Origin of the sequence: Caballeronia fortuita (genome assembly GCF_001544835.2) — a bacterium.
GTDB lineage: Bacteria > Pseudomonadota > Gammaproteobacteria > Burkholderiales > Burkholderiaceae > Caballeronia > Caballeronia fortuita.
This window is the reverse complement of the sequence record NZ_FCNX02000013.1, coordinates 141,976-162,547: the sequence shown is the minus strand read 5'-3', so window position 1 is coordinate 162,547 and position 20,572 is coordinate 141,976. Positions and strand designations below refer to the sequence as shown.

24 protein-coding genes are annotated in these 20,572 nt (G+C 63.6%); 11 read left to right on the top strand and 13 right to left on the bottom strand.

Translation table 11 applies throughout. The features are described from left to right. The first annotated feature begins 76 nt into the window (after positions 1-76). Both AWB77_RS24145 and AWB77_RS24140 read left to right on the top strand, forming a co-directional pair. Positions 77-1,651 (top strand): aldehyde dehydrogenase (NADP(+)), encoded by a 1,575-nt coding sequence (locus AWB77_RS24145; RefSeq protein WP_061136960.1) that lies wholly within the window; start codon positions 77-79, stop codon positions 1,649-1,651. A gap of 76 nt (positions 1,652-1,727) precedes the next feature. Next, positions 1,728-2,666: an SMP-30/gluconolactonase/LRE family protein gene (locus AWB77_RS24140; protein ID WP_061136959.1), complete on the top strand. Its 939-nt coding sequence runs from the start codon at positions 1,728-1,730 to the stop codon at positions 2,664-2,666. On the opposite strand, the gene AWB77_RS24135 is transcribed toward AWB77_RS24140, so the two are convergent. From AWB77_RS24135 to AWB77_RS24125, 3 genes are all read right to left on the bottom strand, one after another. Continuing rightward, a complete protein-coding gene (locus AWB77_RS24135; protein ID WP_061136958.1) occupies positions 2,663-3,088 on the bottom strand; it encodes a GNAT family N-acetyltransferase in 426 nt (141 codons plus the stop codon). The two genes, AWB77_RS24140 and AWB77_RS24135, sit on opposite strands and share 4 nt — an antisense overlap. A gap of 103 nt (positions 3,089-3,191) precedes the next feature. Further along, positions 3,192-3,794, bottom strand: coding sequence for a short chain dehydrogenase (locus AWB77_RS24130; protein WP_208601562.1), 603 nt, complete (start codon positions 3,792-3,794; stop codon positions 3,192-3,194). A 108-nt stretch (positions 3,795-3,902) separates the two neighbouring features. Further along, a complete protein-coding gene (locus AWB77_RS24125; RefSeq protein WP_061136956.1) occupies positions 3,903-4,358 on the bottom strand; it encodes a hypothetical protein in 456 nt (151 codons plus the stop codon). Positions 4,359-4,541: 183 nt separating this feature from the next. Between AWB77_RS24125 and AWB77_RS36480 the strand changes: the two genes are divergently transcribed. Further along, a complete protein-coding gene (locus AWB77_RS36480) occupies positions 4,542-4,697 on the top strand; it encodes a hypothetical protein (protein ID WP_167354176.1) in 156 nt (51 codons plus the stop codon). 77 nt (positions 4,698-4,774) lie between these two features. On the opposite strand, the gene AWB77_RS24120 is transcribed toward AWB77_RS36480, so the two are convergent. Beyond that, positions 4,775-5,389, bottom strand: a complete 615-nt coding sequence (locus AWB77_RS24120) for a DUF3005 domain-containing protein (RefSeq protein ID WP_061136955.1) — start codon at positions 5,387-5,389, stop codon at positions 4,775-4,777. A gap of 281 nt (positions 5,390-5,670) precedes the next feature. Between AWB77_RS24120 and AWB77_RS24115 the strand changes: the two genes are divergently transcribed. Further along, positions 5,671-5,904, top strand: a complete 234-nt coding sequence (locus AWB77_RS24115; RefSeq protein ID WP_061136954.1) for a hypothetical protein — start codon at positions 5,671-5,673, stop codon at positions 5,902-5,904. A 134-nt stretch (positions 5,905-6,038) separates the two neighbouring features. Continuing rightward, positions 6,039-7,028, top strand: coding sequence for a serine O-acetyltransferase EpsC (epsC, locus tag AWB77_RS24110; protein ID WP_244158634.1), 990 nt, complete (start codon positions 6,039-6,041; stop codon positions 7,026-7,028). 57 nt (positions 7,029-7,085) lie between these two features. On the opposite strand, the gene folE is transcribed toward epsC, so the two are convergent. The 4 genes from folE to AWB77_RS24090 form a co-directional block, all read right to left on the bottom strand. Further along, positions 7,086-7,736, bottom strand: coding sequence for a GTP cyclohydrolase I FolE (gene folE / locus AWB77_RS24105; protein ID WP_061136953.1), 651 nt, complete (start codon positions 7,734-7,736; stop codon positions 7,086-7,088). A 90-nt stretch (positions 7,737-7,826) separates the two neighbouring features. After that, complete coding sequence (locus tag AWB77_RS24100; RefSeq protein WP_061136952.1) at positions 7,827-8,030, bottom strand: hypothetical protein; 204 nt, start codon at positions 8,028-8,030, stop codon at positions 7,827-7,829. Positions 8,031-8,113: 83 nt separating this feature from the next. Then, complete coding sequence (locus AWB77_RS24095) at positions 8,114-8,557, bottom strand: VOC family protein (protein ID WP_061136951.1); 444 nt, start codon at positions 8,555-8,557, stop codon at positions 8,114-8,116. A gap of 15 nt (positions 8,558-8,572) precedes the next feature. Continuing rightward, positions 8,573-9,004 (bottom strand): YybH family protein, encoded by a 432-nt coding sequence (locus AWB77_RS24090; RefSeq protein ID WP_061136950.1) that lies wholly within the window; start codon positions 9,002-9,004, stop codon positions 8,573-8,575. A 161-nt stretch (positions 9,005-9,165) separates the two neighbouring features. Between AWB77_RS24090 and AWB77_RS24085 the strand changes: the two genes are divergently transcribed. Beyond that, positions 9,166-9,801: a TetR/AcrR family transcriptional regulator gene (locus AWB77_RS24085; RefSeq protein WP_082852748.1), complete on the top strand. Its 636-nt coding sequence runs from the start codon at positions 9,166-9,168 to the stop codon at positions 9,799-9,801. A gap of 14 nt (positions 9,802-9,815) precedes the next feature. Here AWB77_RS24085 and AWB77_RS24080 read toward each other — a convergent pair whose 3' ends face one another. The 3 genes from AWB77_RS24080 to AWB77_RS34750 form a co-directional block, all read right to left on the bottom strand. Further along, complete coding sequence (locus tag AWB77_RS24080; protein ID WP_061136948.1) at positions 9,816-11,180, bottom strand: aspartate aminotransferase family protein; 1,365 nt, start codon at positions 11,178-11,180, stop codon at positions 9,816-9,818. A 15-nt stretch (positions 11,181-11,195) separates the two neighbouring features. Beyond that, positions 11,196-12,530 (bottom strand): glutamine synthetase family protein, encoded by a 1,335-nt coding sequence (locus tag AWB77_RS24075; RefSeq protein WP_061137035.1) that lies wholly within the window; start codon positions 12,528-12,530, stop codon positions 11,196-11,198. A gap of 150 nt (positions 12,531-12,680) precedes the next feature. After that, positions 12,681-12,872 carry a hypothetical protein gene (locus tag AWB77_RS34750; RefSeq protein ID WP_096031178.1) on the bottom strand — a complete coding sequence of 64 codons (192 nt, stop codon included), beginning with the start codon at positions 12,870-12,872 and terminating at the stop codon, positions 12,681-12,683. A 199-nt stretch (positions 12,873-13,071) separates the two neighbouring features. On the opposite strand from AWB77_RS34750, the gene AWB77_RS24065 reads away from it, so the two are divergent. The 4 genes from AWB77_RS24065 to AWB77_RS24050 are packed head-to-tail and all read left to right on the top strand — an operon-like array spanning position 13,072 to position 17,659. After that, entirely contained in the window at positions 13,072-14,952 is a 1,881-nt protein-coding gene (locus AWB77_RS24065) for an ABC transporter permease (RefSeq protein WP_061137034.1), read from the top strand. Beyond that, a complete protein-coding gene (locus AWB77_RS24060; protein WP_061136946.1) occupies positions 14,949-15,734 on the top strand; it encodes an ABC transporter ATP-binding protein in 786 nt (261 codons plus the stop codon). Before AWB77_RS24065 ends, AWB77_RS24060 begins: the two co-directional genes overlap by 4 nt. Then, complete coding sequence (locus tag AWB77_RS24055; protein WP_208601561.1) at positions 15,725-16,438, top strand: ABC transporter ATP-binding protein; 714 nt, start codon at positions 15,725-15,727, stop codon at positions 16,436-16,438. The genes AWB77_RS24060 and AWB77_RS24055 overlap by 10 nt, the downstream gene beginning before the upstream one ends. Positions 16,439-16,468: 30 nt before the next feature. Further along, complete coding sequence (locus AWB77_RS24050; protein ID WP_208601556.1) at positions 16,469-17,659, top strand: ABC transporter substrate-binding protein; 1,191 nt, start codon at positions 16,469-16,471, stop codon at positions 17,657-17,659. 12 nt (positions 17,660-17,671) lie between these two features. Here AWB77_RS24050 and AWB77_RS24045 read toward each other — a convergent pair whose 3' ends face one another. After that, positions 17,672-18,244 (bottom strand): DNA-3-methyladenine glycosylase, encoded by a 573-nt coding sequence (locus tag AWB77_RS24045; protein ID WP_061136943.1) that lies wholly within the window; start codon positions 18,242-18,244, stop codon positions 17,672-17,674. Between the two features lie 60 nt (positions 18,245-18,304). Between AWB77_RS24045 and AWB77_RS24040 the strand changes: the two genes are divergently transcribed. Further along, complete coding sequence (locus AWB77_RS24040) at positions 18,305-18,748, top strand: low affinity iron permease family protein (protein WP_061136942.1); 444 nt, start codon at positions 18,305-18,307, stop codon at positions 18,746-18,748. A gap of 9 nt (positions 18,749-18,757) precedes the next feature. On the opposite strand, the gene AWB77_RS24035 is transcribed toward AWB77_RS24040, so the two are convergent. Continuing rightward, a complete protein-coding gene (locus tag AWB77_RS24035) occupies positions 18,758-20,557 on the bottom strand; it encodes a TadE/TadG family type IV pilus assembly protein (RefSeq protein ID WP_244158633.1) in 1,800 nt (599 codons plus the stop codon). Between the last annotated feature and the right edge of the window lie 15 nt (positions 20,558-20,572).

Below are 20,572 nucleotides of genomic sequence, written 5' to 3'. Positions count from 1 at the left end.
GGGTTGCCGGTCACTCGCATTAGCGGACGGCCGCGTGACGCGCGCCGTCCATCGCCAACGAAGATGAGGAGCTGACATGAAGATCACCGGAGAGATGTTGATCGGCGCATCGGCCGTGCGGGGCACCGACGCCACGCTCCGCGCGTTCGACCCCGCGCGCAATGCCGATCTCGAACCCGCGTTCGGCGGCGGCGGCGCGGCGGAAGTCGCGCGCGCGTGCGAGCTGGCCGAAACGGCGTTCGACGACTATCGCCACGCACCTTTGGAAACGCGCGCCCAGTTTCTCGAAGCGATCGCGGACAACATCATCGCGCTTGGCGACACGCTGATCGAGCGCGCGATGGCCGAATCGGCCCTGCCGAAGGCGCGGCTGGAGGGCGAGCGCGCCCGCACGGTCGGGCAGTTGCGGCTGTTTGCATCGCTCGTGCGCGAGGGCCGCTGGCTTTCTGCGACGCTCGATTCCGCGCAGCCCGACAGGAAGCCGCTCCCGCGCTCCGACCTGCGATTGCAAAAGATTCCGGTCGGGCCGGTCGCCGTGTTCGGCGCGAGCAATTTTCCGCTGGCGTTTTCGGTGGCGGGCGGCGATACGGCGTCGGCGTTCGCGGCGGGCTGTCCTGTCGTCGTGAAGTCGCATCCGGCGCATCTGGGCACGTCGGAGCTGGTCGGGCGCGCGGTGCAGAAGGCCGTCGCGGACAACGGCTTGCCCGAAGGCACGTTTTCGCTCGTCGTCGGCGCGGGCAATGCGATCGGCGAGGCGCTCGTCGCGCATCCGGCGATTCAGTCGGTCGGCTTCACGGGATCGCGGCGCGGCGGGCTCGCGCTCGTCGATATCGCAGCGAAGCGTCCGGTGCCGATTCCCGTGTTTGCCGAGATGAGCAGCGTCAATCCGGTGTTCGCGTTGCCGGGCGCGCTGGCGGCGCGCGGCGATACGCTCGCGGCCGGCTTCATCGATTCGGTCACGCTGGGCGTCGGCCAGTTCTGCACGAATCCGGGGCTCGTGATCGGCCTCGCGGATTCCGATCTCGACGATTTCATCGACAACGCCGCCGCCGCGCTCGAAAAGAAGGGCACGCAGACGATGCTCACGGCGGGTATCGCGGCGGCTTACGCGGACGGCCTGAAGCATCGCGACGAAGCCGCGAAGCGTATCGCGACGGGCGAAGCGGGCAAGGCGTCGAGCGGCGCGCTGCCGGCGCTGTATCGGGTGAGCGCGGAGGAGTTTCTCGCGAAGCCGCAACTGGCCGACGAGATTTTCGGGCCGACTTCGGTCGTCGTCGTGTGCCGGGACGAAGACGAGATGATCGCGGTCGCGCGCGGTCTCGAAGGCCAGTTGACCGCGACGCTGCTCATGGAGAACGACGACGTCGAACTCGCGCGACGGCTTTTGCCCGTGCTTGAGCGCAAGGCGGGGCGGATTCTCGCCAACGGTTTTCCGACGGGCGTCGAAGTGTCGTACGCGATGGTTCACGGCGGGCCGTTCCCGGCGACGTCCGACAGCCGCTCGACCTCAGTCGGCGCGATGGCGATCGAACGGTTCCTGCGGCCGGTGTGCTATCAGGATTTGCCGGCGGCGCTGTTGCCGGCGGCGCTCGCGGACGACAATCCGTTGAATCTCTGGCGGTTGAGGGATGGGGAGCTGGGGCCGAATTAGTCTTGCGATATCTGTTCGGCGAATGAACGTCGTTTATTCTTCTGGCGGATATTTTGACAACCGGAGATGAAGGAGCATGACGAACATCGAGCGCCGTTACCCCGACCCCGCCGTGCGCGTTCTCGACCCGCGCTTCAACGCGCTGCGCATCGCGTCGGCATCGGTGGAATGCCTCTATCAAGGCGCGCGCTGGTCCGAAGGCCCGGTATGGTTCGGCGACGGCCGCTATCTCCTCTGGAGCGATATCCCGAACAACCGCATCCTGCGCTGGGACGAAGAGAGCGGGCAAGTCGGCGTGTTCCGCAAGCCGTCGAACAACGCCAACGGCAACACGCGCGATCGCGAAGGGCGGCTCGTCACGTGCGAACACCTGACGCGGCGCGTGACCCGCACCGAGTACGACGGCGCGATCACCGTCATCGCCGATAACTTTGACGGCAAGCCGTTCAATTCCCCGAACGACGTCGTCGTGAAGTCGGACGGCTCGATCTGGTTCACCGATCCGACGTTCGGCATCGACGGCTTCTACGAAGGCGAGAAACACGATGCGCAACTGAAGCCGTGCGTCTATCGCGTCGATGGCCAGAGCGGCGAGATCACGTTGATGATCGACGCCTTCGTCGGCCCAAACGGTCTCGCGTTCTCGCCGGACGAATCGGTGCTGTATGTCGTCGAATCGCGCTCGACGCCGCGCAAGATCTACGCGTTCTACGTGCTCGATGGCGGGCGCAGGCTCGGCGAGCCGCGTGTCCTGATCGATGCCGGCCCGGGCACGCCCGACGGCTTTCGCGTCGACATCCACGGCAACCTGTGGTGCGGCTGGGGCATGGGCGATGCCGAACTCGACGGCGTGCGCGTTTTCACGCCGCAAGGCGAGGCCATCGGTCACATCGACTTGCCGGAGCGCTGCGCGAACCTGTGCTTTGGCGGGCGGCATCGCAACCGGCTGTTCATGGCCGCGAGCCACGGGCTTTATTCGCTGTACGTGAACACGCAGGGCGTGCGGGGCGGTTAAGGCTTCGCGATCCGCTCCATGATGCGCTCGGGATGCCGGCTCGCCGCGAAGCCGTGGCGCGCGTAAAGCCCGTGCGCGTCCGACGTGACGAGCATCATGCGGCGCAGGCCTTGAAGATCGGGGTGCGCCATCACGCATTGCATCATCCATTTGCCGAGGCCCGCGCCCTGATGCTCGGGCAGCACGAAGACATCGGCGAGATAAGCGAAGGTCGCGGTATCGGTAATCATGCGCGCATAGCCGATCTGCGTGCCGCCGCGAAAGAGCCCGAATGCGAGCGAATGATGCGCGGCGCGCTCGACCTTCTCGCGCGCGATGCCCGGCGACCAGTACGCCACTTCGCTCAAGTAGCGATGCACGACATCGAAGTCGAATTCGTCGATGTCCGTGCTCAGCCGATATTCATCCCGCGTCCATTGCATCGCGCGCTCCTTGTCCTCTCTGAAGCGCCGAGCTTAAGCGATGACCGCGCCGTGCTCCATGCACACTTTGCGCGCGCAAGTGTCAGCGCATGGAGTGCATGTGTCAGTGCACGTTGTAGATGCGCCCGGTCTCCGCGCCCTCGACGCTGCGGCTGTACGCGAGCGCCACGCGCGCGCCGCTCGCCGCCTCGAAGCCGCGGAAATACGGGCCGAAACTCTCGCGCGCTTCTTCGAGCATCGTCGGACTGACGACGTTGATGCGCAGGCCGCGCGGCAACTCGATCGCCGCGCCGCGCACGAAGCCTTCGATCGCGCCGTTGACGGATGCCGCGCTCGCGCCTTCGCGAATCGGCGCCGCGCCGACGATGCCGCTCGTCAGCGTGAACGAGCCGCCGTCGTTCAGGTAATCGCGGGCGGTGAGCACGAGGTTGACCTGGCCCATCAGCTTGTCGTTGAGGCCGAGGCGGAATTGCTCGGGCGTCATCGTGACGAGCGGGCCGAAATGCACGTGGCCAGCGGTCGCGACGATTGCATCGACCTTGCCAATCGATTGGAAAAGGTTCTTGATGCTGTTCGGATCGAGCAGGTCGACGCGATGCGCGCCGCGCGTTGCCCCGATTTCGAAGACTTCATGGCGGGCTTTCAGCTCGGCGGCAACCGCCTGGCCGACCGTGCCGGTCGCGCCGATGACAGCGATTTTCATGATCGAACTCGCATGGATGACGTTGAAGGATGGTCATGCATTGTGCGAGCACGCGAACGCCCGAACAAGGCGCGTTCGCTTCAAGGATTGCAAACCGCGGATTTCGAATGGCTATCGAGTGGCGAGCCGCGCGGGCATCGGCGAAAGCAGATAGAGCGATGCCGCAAACTTGCACACGAGTCCCACGCCGCACACGAACGCACCGGCCGGGAACACATGCCATTGCAGCGCGAGGGTCGGCGCGACGAGTGCAACCGATACGATTCCGAGCACGACGGCGAGCCAGCGCGCCCACTGCAAACGCGACGCCACGCACACGTAAAGCAGGCCGACGAGCACGCGCGACGCGACCGATGCCGCAATCGGATGACTGGACGCATCGCCGGGAAGACCGATCGCGAGCGTCAAGGCGAACTCGGCCCACGACAACGCCCATGCCGCGCCGAGACATGCAATCGCGGACGTGAAGCGCTGTTCGGGCGTGGCCACATGGCTCGTCGTCGTTCGAAGCTGGGATGCTTCGTCGGACTCGTGCGGGTAGCCGTCGGATGCGTGGATGGTCGTCATCTGGTCTTTCCCCTTTATCGATTCTAGGCGTTGCGCGGTCGTGTTTTAGGCCGGTCATCGCACATTGCTGCGATGCGGCGTTTCGTTCGCCGTGTGCATGCGCATACGGCGTGCCAGCCCTCGAGGAACGCACGTTGCTTACAAATTGCATCGACCATATCGTCACACTGACAGGAGCCAACCATGAGCAACATCAAAGAGCAGCATCCGCATTCGGAACGCGACGATGAAGATCTCGACAAGGCGGTGGAAGACACGTTTCCAGCCAGCGATCCGCCCGCTACCGGCGGCGTGACGCGCATCGAAACCGAAGACGATGAAAAGGACGACAAGAAATAAGGCCGAAAGCCTTTTGAAGTGAAAAGAGCCGCACATGTCGTGCGGCTCTCCACCTTTGGGTCGCGGCGACGTGGTGCTTAGCCGCGTTCCAGTTCGAACAATCGCGACGGCCTCAGATGATTGAGCGCGTAGTGCTTGCGCCCGCGTAGCGTATTGCCGTGCGCGTCGCGTCCTTCGAAACGCACCTTGTCTTCGACCTCGGGCACCGTGGGCGCCACCATGCCGCGATCGATCATTCGATAGCCGCGCTCCAGCGCGAGCAACACGCCATTGCGAGCAGGACGGCTGTCGAAACCGCCGAGGCCATCGCCCGGCTCGGGCACGAAGTTCACGCGCGTTGCGTTCGAGTTGATGACGGAGTCCGGCTCGCGCGCGCGCATCTCCGCTTCACGACGCGCGTGGATGTTCTTCGAATCGGCGTCGACGGTGTCGTCGAGTCCATCGTCGTTGGCGACATCGACGCCGCGCGGCGGCTTCTCGTACGTGCCTTGCGGACCGACGTGCATGCCTTCCTTCGTCGATTCCGTTCGCGTCTTCGCGCCCGCGCCCGCATGCGCTTCGCCTCCCGCTGCGGCCGTCACCGCGTCGCTCATCTTCACATGCGCAGTCTCGGCGCCGGGCGTCTTGATCGGGCTGTCGGCGATCTGATCCTTCTGCTTGTCCTGCGGCTGATTCGCTTCTGCGTTGTTCATCACATCGCTCCAAAAGAACTGAACTGACAGGACTCGTACGCAAAACTCGTTCCGGCTATTTGGCGACGGAACCGCGAGCCTTGGCCTGTGGGCGCCTTCATGGATGACTTAATTTCAGGCTTTTTTTTCAGCCCCAAGCGGATTTCCTGCAAGTATTATTTGGAACCTGTCGACGGCAAAGCGCAACTGGCGCGACGTAAGCGAGCAGGAGGGCGCGTCGTCTTGCCGTCGAAGAAAGCAATGCGATTCGAACGAGCAGGGCACTTTCACACAGGTGACTCATGCAACACGATGCAGCCTTTTCACATCGAGGCTACCTTCTAAACTGCGCGCCCGCCCGGGCCGGAGATGGCAGCTACCAGCCGTACGTGGTGATCTCGCGATCGAGCGATGGCGAGCTCGTCGCGAACCGCTTCTTTCCTTCGGACTTGCGATTCCGCAACGAGACCGAAGCCATCGCGCATGCGCGCGACTGGGCGGTCCGCTGGATCGATGCAAGCAACGTCACCGTCTGAGCGTTTGTCCGATGAAACCTCGGCAACACATGTAGGCGCGCCGCCGTGCGGCAGGCTTGTGCAAAACCGGTTACCCTTGAGGTTTGATCCGTCGTGCAAGGCACGGCGGCCGCTTCCCTTGCATCATGGCCGACATGCAGAACACGTCCAGAATTGGCGCCGTACCGCCGCTCGAACTCTCCCGCGATACCCCGCGCGACACGCCGGAATGGGGCCTTGCCCGCATCGTCGCGGACTTGCGCGCGTCACGCGAAGAACTGCATCGCACGCGGCATCCGCTCGGCATACGTGAGCTGCCCTCGCGCGAGGCGATCGTCAGGATCGTCAATGGGCTGCGTTCCGCCCTCTTTCCGACGCATTACGGCACACCCGATCTGACCGACGAAAGCGTCGACTACTACGTGGGCCAGACGCTCGAAACCAATCTGCGCTTGCTGCAAGAGCAGATTCGCCGCGCGCTGCGCTTTTTGCCGGAGCATCGCGATACGAGCGAGGCCGATCTTTCCGCGCAAGCCTTTTCGATCGCGCGTGAGCTCGGCGTGCAATTGCCGCACATCCGGGCGCTGCTCGTGAGCGACATCCAGGCTGCATTCACGGGCGACCCCGCCGCGCAGCACATCACCGAAATCCTGTTGTGCTATCCCGGCGTATGGGCGATGACGCATCATCGTCTCGCGCATGCGTTGCACAAGCTCGGCGTGCCCTTGCTCGCGCGTTTCATCAACGAGATCGCGCATTCGCTGACGGGCATCGACATTCATCCGGGCGCGACCATCGGACCGAGCTTCTTCATCGATCACGGCACGGGCGTCGTGATCGGCGAGACGGCGGTGATCGGACAGCATGTGCGCGTCTATCAGGCCGTGACGCTCGGCGCGAAGAGCTTTCCTTCGACGAGCGACGGCGCGCTCGTCAAGGGCAACGCGCGCCATCCGATCGTCGAGGACGACGTCGTCATCTACGCGGGCGCGACGATTCTCGGGCGCGTGACCATCGGCAAAGGCTCGGTGATCGGCGGCAACGTGTGGCTCACGCATAGCGTGCCGCCGGGCAGCAACGTATCGCAGGGCAAGATACGCGAGGGCAGTGGAGCGGAAGCGCCGGGCAACGGCTTCGGCGCATGAACGAAGAAAGGGCCGCGAGGCCCTTTCGTTTTTGCGTGCGAGTATGAAAGTGCGGCGTCAGGTGTTCGACACACTGAACGCATTCTGATTGCCGACGATGGCGAGAAACTCGCGGCGCGTCGACGGGTCGTCGCGGAACGATCCGAGCATGCGCGACGTGACCATCGACACGCCCGCCTTATGCACGCCGCGCGTCGACATGCACTGATGCGCGGCTTCGAGAATCACGCCGACGCCGAGCGGCTGCAACACTTCATCGAGCGTATCGGCGATCTGCGCGGTCATCTTCTCCTGAATCTGCAAACGCTTTGCAAAGGCATCGACCAGGCGCGCGAGCTTCGAGATGCCGACCACGCGTTTGTTCGGCAAATAAGCGACGTGCGCGCGGCCGATGATCGGCACCATGTGATGCTCGCAGTAGCTTTCGAAGCGGATGTCCTTCAATACGATCATCTCGTCGTAGCCTTGCACTTCCGAAAACGTGCGGGCGAGAATGTCGTGCGGATTCTGCGTGTAGCCCGCGAAGAACTCCTCATATGCGCGCACGACGCGGCCCGGCGTGTCGAGCAGACCTTCGCGGGCGGGATCGTCGCCGGCCCAGCGCAACAACACGCGCACGGCGGCTTCGGCTTCCTCGCGGGTCGGACGATCGGCTTGTTCAGCAGGCATGTCCGAGCCTGTAAGATGGTTTTTGCGCGGGGCGCTCATCGAAAGCTCCTGAGTCAAGGTGCAAGTAGTACGTTCAGTGCATGTTGGCACCCCGCCATTGTTTCACGTTTCGGAAGGTCGATACCGGTGTCAGGTCTTTCCGCCGCCGTCGATGCCTGAACCCGTTCGCCACGCCTCTTTGCCTTCTTCGCTCAGCACGCCGCTGCTGTGATCCTTGTCCGGTTGCGTGCCGGGCTCCGCCATCGATCCGCCCGGCTGTTCCTGCGACGTCTGTTTGTTGCCCTTGCGCTGCTCGATGCGCTCTTCCTGTGAACGTCCGGCGTAGTTGCTCATGTCGCCTCTCCTATCGAATTGATGCGATGAAAGGCGCGCAAGCATCGTTCCAGCCAGACGTTCATTGAACGATCACCACATACTTACTGCGGCTTGCCCTCGACGCCGCCGAGGACCATCCACGTCACGCCGAACTTGTCGGACACCATGCCGAAGCGCCTGGCGAAGAAGGTTTGCGTCATCGGCATCTGCACTTGTCCGCCGTTGGACAGGGCGCTGAAGAATTTCTCCGCCTGCTGTTCGTCGTTGGCCGTCAGCGAAAGCGAGACGCCCTTGAACTCGGGCGTGCCGCTGCACATGCCGTCGGAAGCCATCACCATGGAATCGCCAATGGTGAGGGCCGCATGCATGATCTTGTTTTCCGATCCCGGCGGAATGCCGCAGCCGCTGGCCGTTTCGGCCTTGGCGGCTTCGGGGTTTTCGCTGTAGCGCATCGTCATGACGACCTGCGCGCCCAGGCTCTCGCGATAAAACGTGATCGCTTCTTCGCAGCGGCCTTCGAAAAACAGATAGGGTTGCACTTGCATGTCTGCTCCTTGGGGTTATGACGTTTCGTCGGGGTCCATATCCATCATGAGCGGCACCGATGCGTGTTCATGCACGACACGCCAGTCGCCATCGATCTTCCTGAAGCACACGGTCGCGCGCACGATGTCCTCCTGCTCGCCCACGGCGACGCGATTGACGGAGTGCGCATAAGCCAGATCGCCGCTCGTGGCGACTTCCACATCCCGCATCTCGAACGTGAGCAGGCCTTTCATGCTGTCGAACCAGCGCCGCCAGTTCTCGCGATACTGCGCGACGCCGCGGATCGACGCGGGCGGCACGACATCGAACACCACCACATCGGCGGCGTAATGACTGACGAGTGCATCGACGTCTTTTGCGAGCACCGCCTGCCGCCACGCTTCGATCAGCGCGCGAAGGCGCGCGATCTCGCCTGGCTCATCCTTACGATCATTCGCCTCGGTCATGCAAACCTCCTTTGCGAAGGATGCCGCCGCGTCGTGACAAAGCAACGGCAGACAACGATAGATAACTATTTTTTTGTTGTGTACACCGTCCACAAAAAGTAGCAGAGATAATGGACAGTGTCCACATAAGGAAAGCCCCACGAATCGACATGGCAAGCGGAATGACCAATGGCAAGCCGCGCAGCACCTATCGGCATGGCGATCTTCGTCGTGCGCTGATCGACGCGGGCATCGAACTCGCACGCGAGGGCGGACCCGACGCGATCGTCTTGCGCGAGGCGACGCGGCGCGCGGGCGTCGTGCCGAACGCGGCCTATCGTCATTTCGAGAGCCGTCAGGAATTGCTATCGGCGGTGCGTTCGGCGGCGCTCTCGTTCGTCGCGCAGGCGATGGAAGAGGAACTCGCGTCGCGCCCCAAAAAGCGCCGTCGCGCGGATGCGGCGCGCGCCGGATTGCGCGCCATCGGCACGGGGTATCTGCGTTTCGCGCAAACGGAAACGGGATTGTTTCGCACGGCGTTCGCCGCGCCGCAGGCGGAATGGGCCGAGCACGAGGGGCACTACGGCGAAGGTCCGGGCGGACTCGATCCGTTTCAGTTGCTGAGCCGCGCGCTCGACGAGATGGTCGAGGCGGGCGCGCTCGATGCGAAACGCAGGCTCAACGCCGAATATCTCGCATGGAGCGCGGTGCATGGCTTCGCGCTGCTGGTCATCGAAGGCCCGTTGCAGGGTTTGAAGCGCACGCAGATCGAGCCGCTCGCCGCGCGTCTGCTCGATATGGTCGAGAACGGCATCTGATCGCGGCGCATCCCTCATAATGCGCGCGCGGTTGCATCGAGCGCGGCTTTTGCCTTGTCGACGATCTCGTCGATCTCTTGATGCGTGACGACGAGCGGCGGCGACAGCACCATGCGATCGTGACTCGCGCGCATCACGAGACCGCCCGCGAAGCAGCAATCGCGGCACATATCGGCAATGTCATCGCCATTGATGAAGCGCTTTCTCGTCGCGCGATCTTCGGCAAGTTGAATGCCCGCGACGAGCCCCGCGCCCGCGATCTCACCGACGATCGGATGGTCGCCCAGCGCATCGTGCAAGCGCCGCTGAAAGTAGGGCCCCGCATCCTTCTTCACACGCGCGACGATGCCCTCGTCGCGCAACAACTTCAGATTCGCGAGCGCCACCGCCGCCGCGACCGGATGCCCGGAATACGTGAAGCCGTGAGCGAACTCGCCCCCTTGCACGATGGTTTCCGCGATGCGATCGGACAGCGCGACCGCGCCCATCGGCACGTAGCCGCTCGTCAGACCTTTTGCCATCGTGATGACAGCGGGCTCGAAACCGAAGTGCTCGTGCGCGAACCATTCGCCCGTGCGCCCGAATCCGCCGATCACTTCGTCGGCGATCAGAAGCACATCGTGCTTGCGGCAGATGCGTTCGACTTCGGGCCAGTAAGCCGATGGCGGAAAGATCACGCCGCCCGCGCCCTGAAACGGCTCGCCGATGAATGCCGCGACATTGTCCGCGCCGAGTTCGAGAATCTTCGCTTCGAGTTGCCGCGCGCGCGCAAGACCGAACGCTTCTTTGTTCATCGCGCCGCCTTCGCCGAACCAGTATGGCTGATCGATATGCACGACATGCGCGATCTTCGATGGCATCTGCTCGTGCATGTAGCTCATGCCGCCGAGCGTCGCGCCCGCGATGGTCGAGCCGTGATACGCATTCGTGCGCGCGATCACATAGCGTTTCTTCGTCTGTCCCTGCAAGGCCCAATAGCGATGCACCGCGCGCAGCGCCGTATCGATGGCTTCGGAGCCGCTGTTGCAATACAGAAAGCGATTGAAGCGCGCGGGCAGAATGTTGGCCAGCATCGCGGACAACTCGATTACCGGCGGATGCGTCGTCTTGAAGAACGTGTTGTAGTACGGCAGTTCCTGCATCTGCCTCGATGCGGCATCGACGAGTTCGCGCCGTCCATAGCCGACGTTGACGCACCACAGTCCCGCCATGCCGTCGATGATGCGCGATCCCTCCGAATCCCACAGATACACGCCTTCGGCCTTCACGATCACGCGGCTGCCCGCGCGATTGAGCGTGTCCATGTCGGAAAAAGGATGCAGATGATGCGCGGCGTCGAGCGCGCGGTAATGCGCCGTCGAATCGATTCGATCGTTCATGTCGTCGTCTCCTTTTCAAACGTGCAGCAGCAGATGCTTGCGTTCCCACGAACTGATCACGCGAAAGAACGCCTCGTATTCGGTTTCCTTCAACGCGAGATACGCCCGCACGAACTTCTCGCCCAGCATGCCTGCGAGCGGCTCGCACGCGCCCATCAGCGTGAGTCCTTCGTCGAGGTTGCGCGGCAACTGATAAGGCTCGCGATAGCCGTCGCTCGCGAGCGGCCCGGTCGGTTCTAGATGCTGCGTCATGCCGAGATAGCCAGCCGCGAGCGTGGCGGCGATCGCGAGATACGGATTGCAGTCGACACCCGGAATGCGATTCTCGATGCGCCTTGCCTGCGCCGACGCATGCGGCACGCGAAAGCCGACCGTGCGGTTGTCATAGCCCCATTGCACGTTGATCGGCGCGGCCATGAAGCGCGACAGCCTGCGATACGAATTGATGTAAGGCGCGAAGATCGGCATGAGCGCGGGCGTGTACTTCTGCAAGCCGGCGATATAGCTATGAAAGAGTCCGGTCGGTTCATCGTCGCGGCCCGCGAAGAGATTGCGCCCGGTCTCTTCATCGACGACGCTCTGATGCACGTGCATCGCCGAGCCCGGCTCGTTCTCCATCGGCTTGGCCATGAAGGTCGCGTACATCTTGTGGCGCAGCGCAGCCTCGCGCACGGTGCGCTTGAAGAGAAACACGCGATCCGCGAGATTGAGCGGGTCGCCGTGCATGAAGTTGATCTCCATCTGCGCCGCGCCGACTTCGTGAATCAGCGTATCGACTTCGAGCTCCTGCACCTCGCAGTATTCGTAGATGTCTTCGAAGAGCGGATCGAACTCGTTGACCGCATCGATCGAATACGCCTGGCGTCCGGTTTCCGCGCGGCCGGTTCTGCCGACGGGCGGCTGCAACGGCAGATCGGGATCGCGATTCATGTCGACGAGAAAGAACTCGAGCTCGGGCGCGACCACGGGCCGCCAGCCCTTGTCCGCGTATTTCTGCAGCACTTGCCGCAGCACGCGGCGCGGTGAAATGGCGACCGGCGTGCCGTCGAAATGCACGCAGTCGTGGATGACTTGCGCGGTCGGATCGGTGGCCCACGGAATCAGGCGGATCGTCGCGGGATCGGGCACGCAGATCATGTCGGGATCGGTGACGCCGGTGAAGCTGCCATCGACGGGATAGTCGCCCGTCACGGTCTGGATCATCACGGCTTGCGGCAGGCGCATCGATTCGCCCGATTCGAACTTGCTGCGCGGAATGATCTTGCCGCGCGCGGTGCCGGCCATGTCGGGAATGATCGCTTCGATCTCGGTAATGCGGTGCTTGCGCAGGAATTCGTCGATGCGTTCCATTTTCGTTCTCGTATGTTTGAGCGGGCGCGCGCGTCCACGGCCTTCGCGAGGCATCGCGAAGGCGCACGGGGAACGCGTGCGCATTCACGCGTGCCAATGCACGCGAGCGGACCAGTCGTTGAGCGGAACAGCGAGAAGAGTGAAGAGGCGCTACGGCAGCAGCGAGGCCACGCCGACGCAATGCACGGCGATGAACGCGCGGGCGGAAACGGCGTTGCGGCGCCGCACGCAGCGGCGCGAGAGGATGGTCAGTACCGACAGGAAGCGGCGATCGGGAAGCTTGCCGCAGCGATCGGCGCAGGAGCCGCGGCTCCGACGTGCCAGAGGGCTTTGGACTGTCACGATAAGACTCGTGGGTCGGGTTGATTTGCAGAGCATTGCCGATGCCGGCAATTGCCCTTCAGCGAGCATATACGAGAGACAAACGCCGTCAATACGTTTTTTCCATCGGCTGCGCGCGAGTCTATTTTGTTGCGCGAGGAAGCTGTTGCGCAATTCATCGATAATGTCGGCTCTTTCCGCCGAAATGCTTACCGGGCCGATGCTCTCGAACCTGCTCGTTCAACTCGTCAATGGCTTAGCCGATGCCTGCGCGCTCTTTCTCGTCGCGTCGGGGCTTTCGCTGATCTTCGGCGTCACGCGTATCGTCAACTTCGCGCACGGCTCGCTCTACATGCTCGGCGTATATGTCGCATACAGCCTGACGAGCCGCTTCGGCAATAGCGTCGCGGGCTTCTGGGCATCGGTCGCGGGCGCCGCGTTGTTCGTCGGCGCGATCGGCGCGGCGATCGAAGTGAGCGTGCTGAGGCGCATCTATCGGGCGCCTGAGCTGTTTCATCTGCTTGCCACGTTCGCGCTCGTGCTCATCATTCGCGATGCCGCGTTGTGGCGCTGGGGACCGGAAGATCTGTTCGGCCCGCGCGCGCCGCATCTCGAAGGCGCGGTGCAATTGCTCGGCCATGCATTGCCTGCTTACGATCTCGCGTTGATCGTCATCGGGCCGCTCGTGCTGCTCGCGCTCTGGTACGCGCTCACGCGCACGCGCTGGGGCACGCTCGTGCGCGCGGCGAGCGCGGACCGCGAGATGCTCGGCGCGCTCGGCGTCAATCAGGCGTGGCTTTTCACGGGCGTGTTCTTCGTCGGCGCGATGCTTGCAGGTCTCGGCGGCGCGCTGCAGGTGCCGCGCATGTCGGCGAATCTGTCGCTCGATATCGAGACCATCGGGCAGGCGTTCGTTGTCGTCGTGGTGGGCGGCATGGGCTCCATTCCGGGCGCGTTCGTCGCGGCGCTGCTGATCGCCGAGATCAAGGCGATGTGCATCGGCATCGGGCACGTGTCGATCATGGGAGTCGGCTTCTCGTTGTCGAAGTTCACGCTCGTCGCGGAGTTCGCCGTGATGGCCGTCGTGCTTGTGCTGCGTCCGTGGGGACTCTTCGGGCGTGCAACGGCGATCGCGCGGTCGGCCGCGCCCGCCGAGCAGCCATTGCGTCCCGCCACGCGCGCGATGAAGCTCGCGGCCGTTGGCATCGTCATCGCGCTCGCACTCGCGCCGCTCGCCGCCGATGCGTTTCCGTACATGCCTGTCCTCTTCGTCGAGATCATGATCGCGGTCCTCTTCGCCGCCAGCCTGCACTTCATCATGGGCCCGGGCGGCATGCATTCGTTCGGTCACGCGGCGTACTTCGGTCTCGGCGCATACGGCGCGGCGTTGTTTCTCAAGGTGCTCGCCTTGCCGATGGAAGCCGCGCTCGTGCTCGGGCCGCTGATCGCGGGCATCGGTGCGATCGTGTTCGGCTGGTTCTGCGTGCGGCTATCGGGTGTCTATCTTGCGATGCTCACGCTCGCGTTCGCGCAGATCGTGTGGTCCGTCGTCTTTCAATGGGACGCGGTGACGGGCGGCAGCAACGGCATCCTCGGCATCTGGCCGTCGCCGTGGCTCGCATCGCCTGTCGCGTTCTATTACCTCACGCTCTTCTTCGCCGTGATCGGCGTCTGGATGTTGCGCCGCATGCTGTTCTCGCCGCTCGGACTCGCGATGCGCGCGGGCCGCGATTCGCCGTTGCGCGCCGAAGCCATCGGCCTGAACGTCGCGCGCGTGCAGTGGGCCGCTTTCGTCGTCGCAGGTCTCGTGTGCGGACTCGCGGGTTCGCTCTACGCGTTCTCGAAGGGCAACATCTCACCGGAAGCGATCAGCGTGGGCCGCTCCGTCGACGGTCTCGTCATGGTCCTGCTCGGCGGTATCCAGACGCTCGCCGGACCGATCGTCGGCGCAAGCGTGTTCACGTGGCTGCAAGACACGGTCGCGCGTCAGACCGATTACTGGCAGGCATTGCTCGGCGCGGCGATCCTCGTGCTCGTCATCGCGTTTCCGCAGGGCATCGCGGGCTTTGTGCGCGAGCGCTTCTTCAGGGAGGCGCAATGACCTTGCTTGCGGTCGCGCAGCTCTCGAAGTCGTTCGATGGCGTGCATGCCGTCGACGATGTCTCTTTCGATCTCGAAGGAGGCCGCCTGCTCGCGCTGATCGGTCCGAACGGCGCGGGCAAGTCGACGTGCTTCAACATGATCAACGGTCAACTGAAGCCTGACAGCGGCGTGATCCGTTTCGCCGGTCACGACATCGCCGGCATGCGTCCGCGCGATATCTGGCGGCTTGGCGTCGCGCGCACGTTCCAGATCGCCGCGACCTTCAATTCGATGACCGTCCTCGAAAACGTGCAGATGGCGTTGCTCTCGCGCGAGCGGCGTGTGTACCGGCTCTTTCAGCGCGTGGCGTCATGGAGAGAAGACGAAGCGATGGCCTTGCTCGATCTCGTCGGCATGTCGATGCACGCGCATCGCAGTTGCGCGGTGCTCGCATACGGCGACGTGAAACGCGTCGAGCTTGCGATCGCGCTCGCGAACCATCCGAAGCTCCTGCTGATGGACGAGCCGACCGCGGGCATGGCGCCGCAGGAACGCAACGAACTGATGGCGCTGACCGCGCGTCTCGCGAAGGAACGCAACATCGGCGTGCTGTTCACGGAGCACAGCATGGACGTGGTGTTTTCGCATGCGGACACGCTGATCGTGCTCGCGCGCGGGCGCGTCATCGCACAGGGCGATGCGCAGGCCATCCGCAACGATGCGCGCGTGCGCGAGGTTTATCTCGGCACGGGCGCATCGTTTTCGCCGCGCGTGTCGTCGCGCGCGGGAGCATCGACATGACGCTGCTGAAAGTCGACGCGCTCAATGCGTTCTATGGCCGCGCGCAGATATTGTTCGATGTGGGCTTCGAAGTTGGACGCGGCGAAGTCGTCGCGCTGATGGGCCGCAACGGCGCGGGCAAATCGACCACGATGAAAGCCGTGATGGGCCTGCTGCCGCGCATGTCGGGCGCGGTGTCGTTCATGGACGAGGACATCGCCGGCATGGCGACGCATCGCATCGCGCGCAAGGGTCTGGGCTATGTACCCGAAGATCGCCGCGTCTTCGGCGATCTCACGGTCATGGAGAATCTCGATACGGGCCGCCAGCCGCCGCGCGATGGCGCGCCGCTGTGGACGCCGGAGAAGCTCTTTCGCGTGTTCCCGAATCTGGGCGACATGCGTCATCGCCGCGCGAGCCGCATGAGCGGCGGCGAGCAGCAGATGCTGACCGTCTCGCGCACGCTGATGGGCAATCCGCGCCTCGTGCTGCTCGACGAGCCATCGGAAGGCGTGGCGCCCGTGATCGTCGAGCAAATGGCCGATATGATTCTCGAACTGAAGCGCGAAGGGCTTGCGATCCTTCTGTCGGAACAAAACCTGCATTTCGCGGAACTCGTCAGCGATCGCGTGTATGTGCTGGAGAAAGGCCAGATTCGCCATGAAGGTCCGATGCACGCATTCGCAAACGACAATGCCGCGCGCCGCGAGTTGCTCGGCGTCTGATCGATCATTCAAACTGAGAGGGATAACTCAATGGCGCCAATGCGCTTCACTATCGCAGCCATCGCAGCGGGCATGACGTTCGCCGCGCATGCCGACACCATCAAGATCGGCGAGATCAACAGCTACAAGGCGCAACCCGCGTTCCTCATGCCGTACAAGAACGGCTGGAATCTCGCGCTCGACGAGATCAACGCGGCGGGCGGCATCGACGGCAACAAGCTCGAAGTCGTTTCGCGCGACGACAACGGCAATCCCGGCGATACGGTTCGTGTCGCGCAGGAGCTCGTCACGCGCGAACAGGTGAAGCTGTTGTTCGGCGGCTATCTGTCGAACACGGGTCTCGCGCTCGCGGACTACGCGAAGCAGCGGCGCATCTTCTTCCTTGCGGCCGAACCGCTCACCGACAAGATCGTCTGGCAGGATGGCAACAAGTACACGTACCGGCTGCGTCCGTCGACGTACATGCAGGTCGCGATGCTCGTGCCCGAAGCCGCAAAGCTCAAGAAGAAGCGCTGGGCGCTCGTCTATCCGAACTACGAGTACGGGCAATCGGCGGTGGCGACGTTCAAGCGCCTGCTGAAGGCCGCGCAGCCGGATGTCGAGTTCGTCGCGGAGCAAGCGACGCCGCTCGGCAACATCGATGCAGGCGCGGTCACGCAAGCACTCGCCGACGCGAAGCCCGACGCCATCTTCAACGTGCTCTTCAGCGCGGACCTCGGCAAGTTCGTGCGCGAAGGCAACACGCGCGGTTTGTTCAAGGATCGCGCGGTCGTGTCGCTCTTGACGGGCGAGCCGGATTACCTCGATCCGCTCGGCAAGGAAGCGCCGGTCGGCTGGATCGTGACGGGGTATCCGTGGTATTCGATCGATACGCCCGCGAACAAGAAGTTCGTCGCCGCTTACGAGGCGAAGTATCACGACTATCCGCGCCTCGGATCGGTGGTCGGCTATACGGCCATGATGTCGATCGCCAACGGCCTGAAGAAAGCGGGTTCGCCCGATGCCGACAAGCTCGCCGCCGCATTCAAGGGCCTGCCCGTCGATACGCCGTTCGGTCCCATCACGTACCGCAAGCAGGACAATCAATCGACGATGGGCGCGTATGTCGGCGTGACGGGGCAGAAGGACGGCAAGGGCGTGATGACGTCGTTCCGTTACGTTGATGGCGCGAGCGTGCAGCCATCGGACGAAGAGGTGAAGAAGCTGCGTCCGGCCGACTGAGGCATCGACGCGTCAATCCTTCGGAAAGGGCTTGCTGACGAACTTCGATCCGGCAAGCCCGAAGCGCCACGGCACGTCCATTGCCTTGCTGATGCCGATGCGCGGCCCCTGCACGATCTCGACGTCTTCGCACGAAGGCTCGAGATGAAACGGCGCTTCGAGCAGCGACATGCCGTTGTGCTTGTGCGTGACGCCGAGCGCCTGCGCGACGCGCCCCGGTCCCGAACAAAGAAGCCGCAGCGGTTCGAGCCCGCGCCGCGCGCGCATGTCGTCGATGCCGGTGAGCGGCTCGATCGCGCGAATCAGCACGCCCGCGCCGTGACCGTCTTCGCGGCACACGAAGTTCATGCACCAGTGAATGCCGTACGAGCGGTAGACGTAGACGTGCGCGGGCGGCCCGAACATTGCGGCGTTGCGCGGCGTCGGGCCGGAGAAGCTGTGCGACGCCGGATCCTCGCGATCGTAGGCTTCCGTTTCGACGATGCGCCCGCCGACGCCGTCGACGGTCACGATTGCGCCGATCAGACGTCGCGCGACGATCTCGGACGGCGCGTGGAAATCGATGGGTTTGGGCTTCTTGTTCACAGGCGGTATTCTAGCCGCGGCCGTGCCAACGCATGAAACGTGACTATCCGGAGACGCCGAATGAAGACATCCTGGTTCCTCAAGTTCTCGAATGCGCTCGCGCAAATGGCGGGCCGCGCATCGACCTTCGTCATCGCCGTGGTGCTCGTGATCGTCTGGGCCGTGTCCGGGCCGCTCTTTCATTTCAGCGACACGTGGCAGCTCGTCATCAATACGTCGACGACCATCGTCACGTTCCTCATGGTCTTCCTGATCCAGAACACGCAGAACCGCGATACCGCCGCGATGCAGATCAAGCTTGACGAACTCATCCGCGCAATCGACAAGGCGCATAACGCGCTGCTCGATCTCGAAGAACTGGACGAGAAGGAACTGACGGTTTTTCGCAAGCGCTACGAAAAGCTCGCGCAGGAAGCGCGCGACGGCCTGCGCTCGGCGAGCAAGGACATCGACATGCCGTCGTTCGAGGATCGCGATGACCGCTCCGGCAAGCCGAAGCGGTAGCGCTTCGTGTTACTTCGTGAGGCGCAGCACGCCGAGATTGCCGGCGATCTGCTGGAAGATGTTCTCGAGCGTCGTGTTGTCCGGCGCGTGATAGTAGTTGCCGGGACTTGCGCAGTTCTGCATCGTGACCTGCGCCGTCGAGCTCGATGCCGATGCGCCGAACGTGATCGAATAGACCGTGATGCCGGCCGCCTTGATCGCGCTGCAGATGGCGAGTTGATACGAGTTGGCGTCGTCGGGATAGCCCGCGTTGTTGCCGCTCGACGGGTCCTTGATGCTGCCGCCGTGCAGTTCCGACGAGTCCGTGAGCGCGTTCGACATCTTCGAGCCGTCGGCGCGCAGCACGGTCGGCGCAGAGAGGCTGTTGGTGCCCACACCCGAGAGGCCGTTGAAGTACAGCGTGTTCGGTATCGAGCCCGCCGCGCCGATCTGGTTCAGGCCGTCGGTGAGCACGATCATCACGCGTTGCAGGTTCTGCACGGAACCGTCGGTGGGCTTGGGCAGGCTCGGATCGGTCGATGTCCAGCCATTCTTCGTGCCCGCGACGTTCTGCGACCACGACGGCTCCAGCATGCGCCAGCCCCACAGCAATCCGACCGGGATGATCGTCGAGCCCGACGGCGTCATCTTGTTGACGGCCGACGTGAGCGTGGTCGCGTTCTGCGTGAGGAACGTCATCGAGGTGCCGAGGCAGCCGGAGTTCTGCGTGAGGTTCTGGCCCGTCGTGTTGGTTTCGTCGAATTGCGTGCCGATGCCCGTGCCCACGAAGGCGCCGGAGGTATTGCACTTGTTCGCCGACCCTGACGAGCCGATGCTGAACGGCACGTTCGATATCGATGAAGTCGTGCTGCTCGTCGTATCGCAGTTGTTGTAGCGCGTCGATGAGCTATACGTGATGACCTTCAGCTTGGTCGGCGGCACGTTGTAGTAGTAGCGCTGGAACTTGCGCGTGTCGGTCGGCGAATAAGGTTCGGGCGAGAGATTGCCGCCCGTGCGCGGCTCGATCACGCAGCCGTTCCATGTGCTCGTCGTTATGTTGCTGGTGTTGTAGCTTGGCAGCGTCGAGCTGAGCCAGCTTCCGGTGGACGGTAGCGCGCCCGTCGTGTTGACGGTGCTCGCGAACGGCACCAGTCCGATGAAGTTCTTGTTGGTCGACGTGCTTCCGCCCGGCAGCAGATCGGCGATCAGCGCATTGGCCGCGGTTTGCAGGCCGCTCATCTTGCTCGGGCCGGAGCTGCCGTTCGCGGCGTCTTTCATCGAACCGGTGTTGTCGAGCACGAGCACAAGTTCCAGCGTGCTCTGCGGCAGCCGCAACGCGGTGTTGTTCGCCGATATCGTCGATGTAGTGGGCGATGTCGCGCCGCTGCCTGAACCTGATCCCGAACCCGAACCGCTGCCCGAGGTCGTGCTGAGCACCTTCGGCGCGATCAAGGGCAAGGAGCCCGACGCCGACAGCGCGATCGTCTGGCCCGTCGCAGGCGCGCCCGATACGGTCGCGCTGAACTGCGCGTCGGGCATCGTGAAGCCGAGCACGCCGGCGGGACTGTTCGCGTCGTAATACGCGCGCGCGTCCTTTTGCCATGTCGCGAGCGATGTGCCGGTCGGCGTGTTGCCGAAACGCTGCAGATCGGCGCCCGCCGACAGCGTCGCGGCATCGAGCGCCATCTGCATGCGGCCTTGCGTCATCACGTAGTCGATCATGTCGAGCGCCACGCACATCGATCCGATCATCGCGCTCGCGCACATCGCGAACATCATCGCGATGCTGCCCGCGTCGCTCCTGCGCGAGCGTTTGCGTGTGATTTTCATGAGGACGTTCATGAT

Coding starts and splice junctions, on each gene's coding strand:
- AWB77_RS24145 (WP_061136960.1), top strand. CDS start 77: ATGAAGATCACCGGAGAGATGTTGATCGGCGCATCGGCCGTGCGGGGC.
- AWB77_RS24065 (WP_061137034.1), top strand. CDS start 13,072: ATGCTCTCGAACCTGCTCGTTCAACTCGTCAATGGCTTAGCCGATGCC.
- AWB77_RS24140 (WP_061136959.1), top strand. CDS start 1,728: ATGACGAACATCGAGCGCCGTTACCCCGACCCCGCCGTGCGCGTTCTC.
- folE (WP_061136953.1), bottom strand. CDS start 7,736: ATGAGCGCCCCGCGCAAAAACCATCTTACAGGCTCGGACATGCCTGCT.
- AWB77_RS24115 (WP_061136954.1), top strand. CDS start 5,671: ATGCAACACGATGCAGCCTTTTCACATCGAGGCTACCTTCTAAACTGC.
- AWB77_RS24085 (WP_082852748.1), top strand. CDS start 9,166: ATGACCAATGGCAAGCCGCGCAGCACCTATCGGCATGGCGATCTTCGT.
- AWB77_RS24125 (WP_061136956.1), bottom strand. CDS start 4,358: ATGACGACCATCCACGCATCCGACGGCTACCCGCACGAGTCCGACGAA.
- AWB77_RS24035 (WP_244158633.1), bottom strand. CDS start 20,557: ATGAAAATCACACGCAAACGCTCGCGCAGGAGCGACGCGGGCAGCATC.
- AWB77_RS24135 (WP_061136958.1), bottom strand. CDS start 3,088: ATGCAATGGACGCGGGATGAATATCGGCTGAGCACGGACATCGACGAA.
- AWB77_RS24050 (WP_208601556.1), top strand. CDS start 16,469: ATGGCGCCAATGCGCTTCACTATCGCAGCCATCGCAGCGGGCATGACG.
- AWB77_RS24040 (WP_061136942.1), top strand. CDS start 18,305: ATGAAGACATCCTGGTTCCTCAAGTTCTCGAATGCGCTCGCGCAAATG.
- AWB77_RS36480 (WP_167354176.1), top strand. CDS start 4,542: ATGAGCAACATCAAAGAGCAGCATCCGCATTCGGAACGCGACGATGAA.
- AWB77_RS24090 (WP_061136950.1), bottom strand. CDS start 9,004: ATGACCGAGGCGAATGATCGTAAGGATGAGCCAGGCGAGATCGCGCGC.
- AWB77_RS24120 (WP_061136955.1), bottom strand. CDS start 5,389: ATGAACAACGCAGAAGCGAATCAGCCGCAGGACAAGCAGAAGGATCAG.
- AWB77_RS24060 (WP_061136946.1), top strand. CDS start 14,949: ATGACCTTGCTTGCGGTCGCGCAGCTCTCGAAGTCGTTCGATGGCGTG.
- AWB77_RS24080 (WP_061136948.1), bottom strand. CDS start 11,180: ATGAACGATCGAATCGATTCGACGGCGCATTACCGCGCGCTCGACGCC.
- AWB77_RS24095 (WP_061136951.1), bottom strand. CDS start 8,557: ATGCAAGTGCAACCCTATCTGTTTTTCGAAGGCCGCTGCGAAGAAGCG.
- AWB77_RS24075 (WP_061137035.1), bottom strand. CDS start 12,530: ATGGAACGCATCGACGAATTCCTGCGCAAGCACCGCATTACCGAGATC.
- AWB77_RS24100 (WP_061136952.1), bottom strand. CDS start 8,030: ATGAGCAACTACGCCGGACGTTCACAGGAAGAGCGCATCGAGCAGCGC.
- epsC (WP_244158634.1), top strand. CDS start 6,039: ATGCAGAACACGTCCAGAATTGGCGCCGTACCGCCGCTCGAACTCTCC.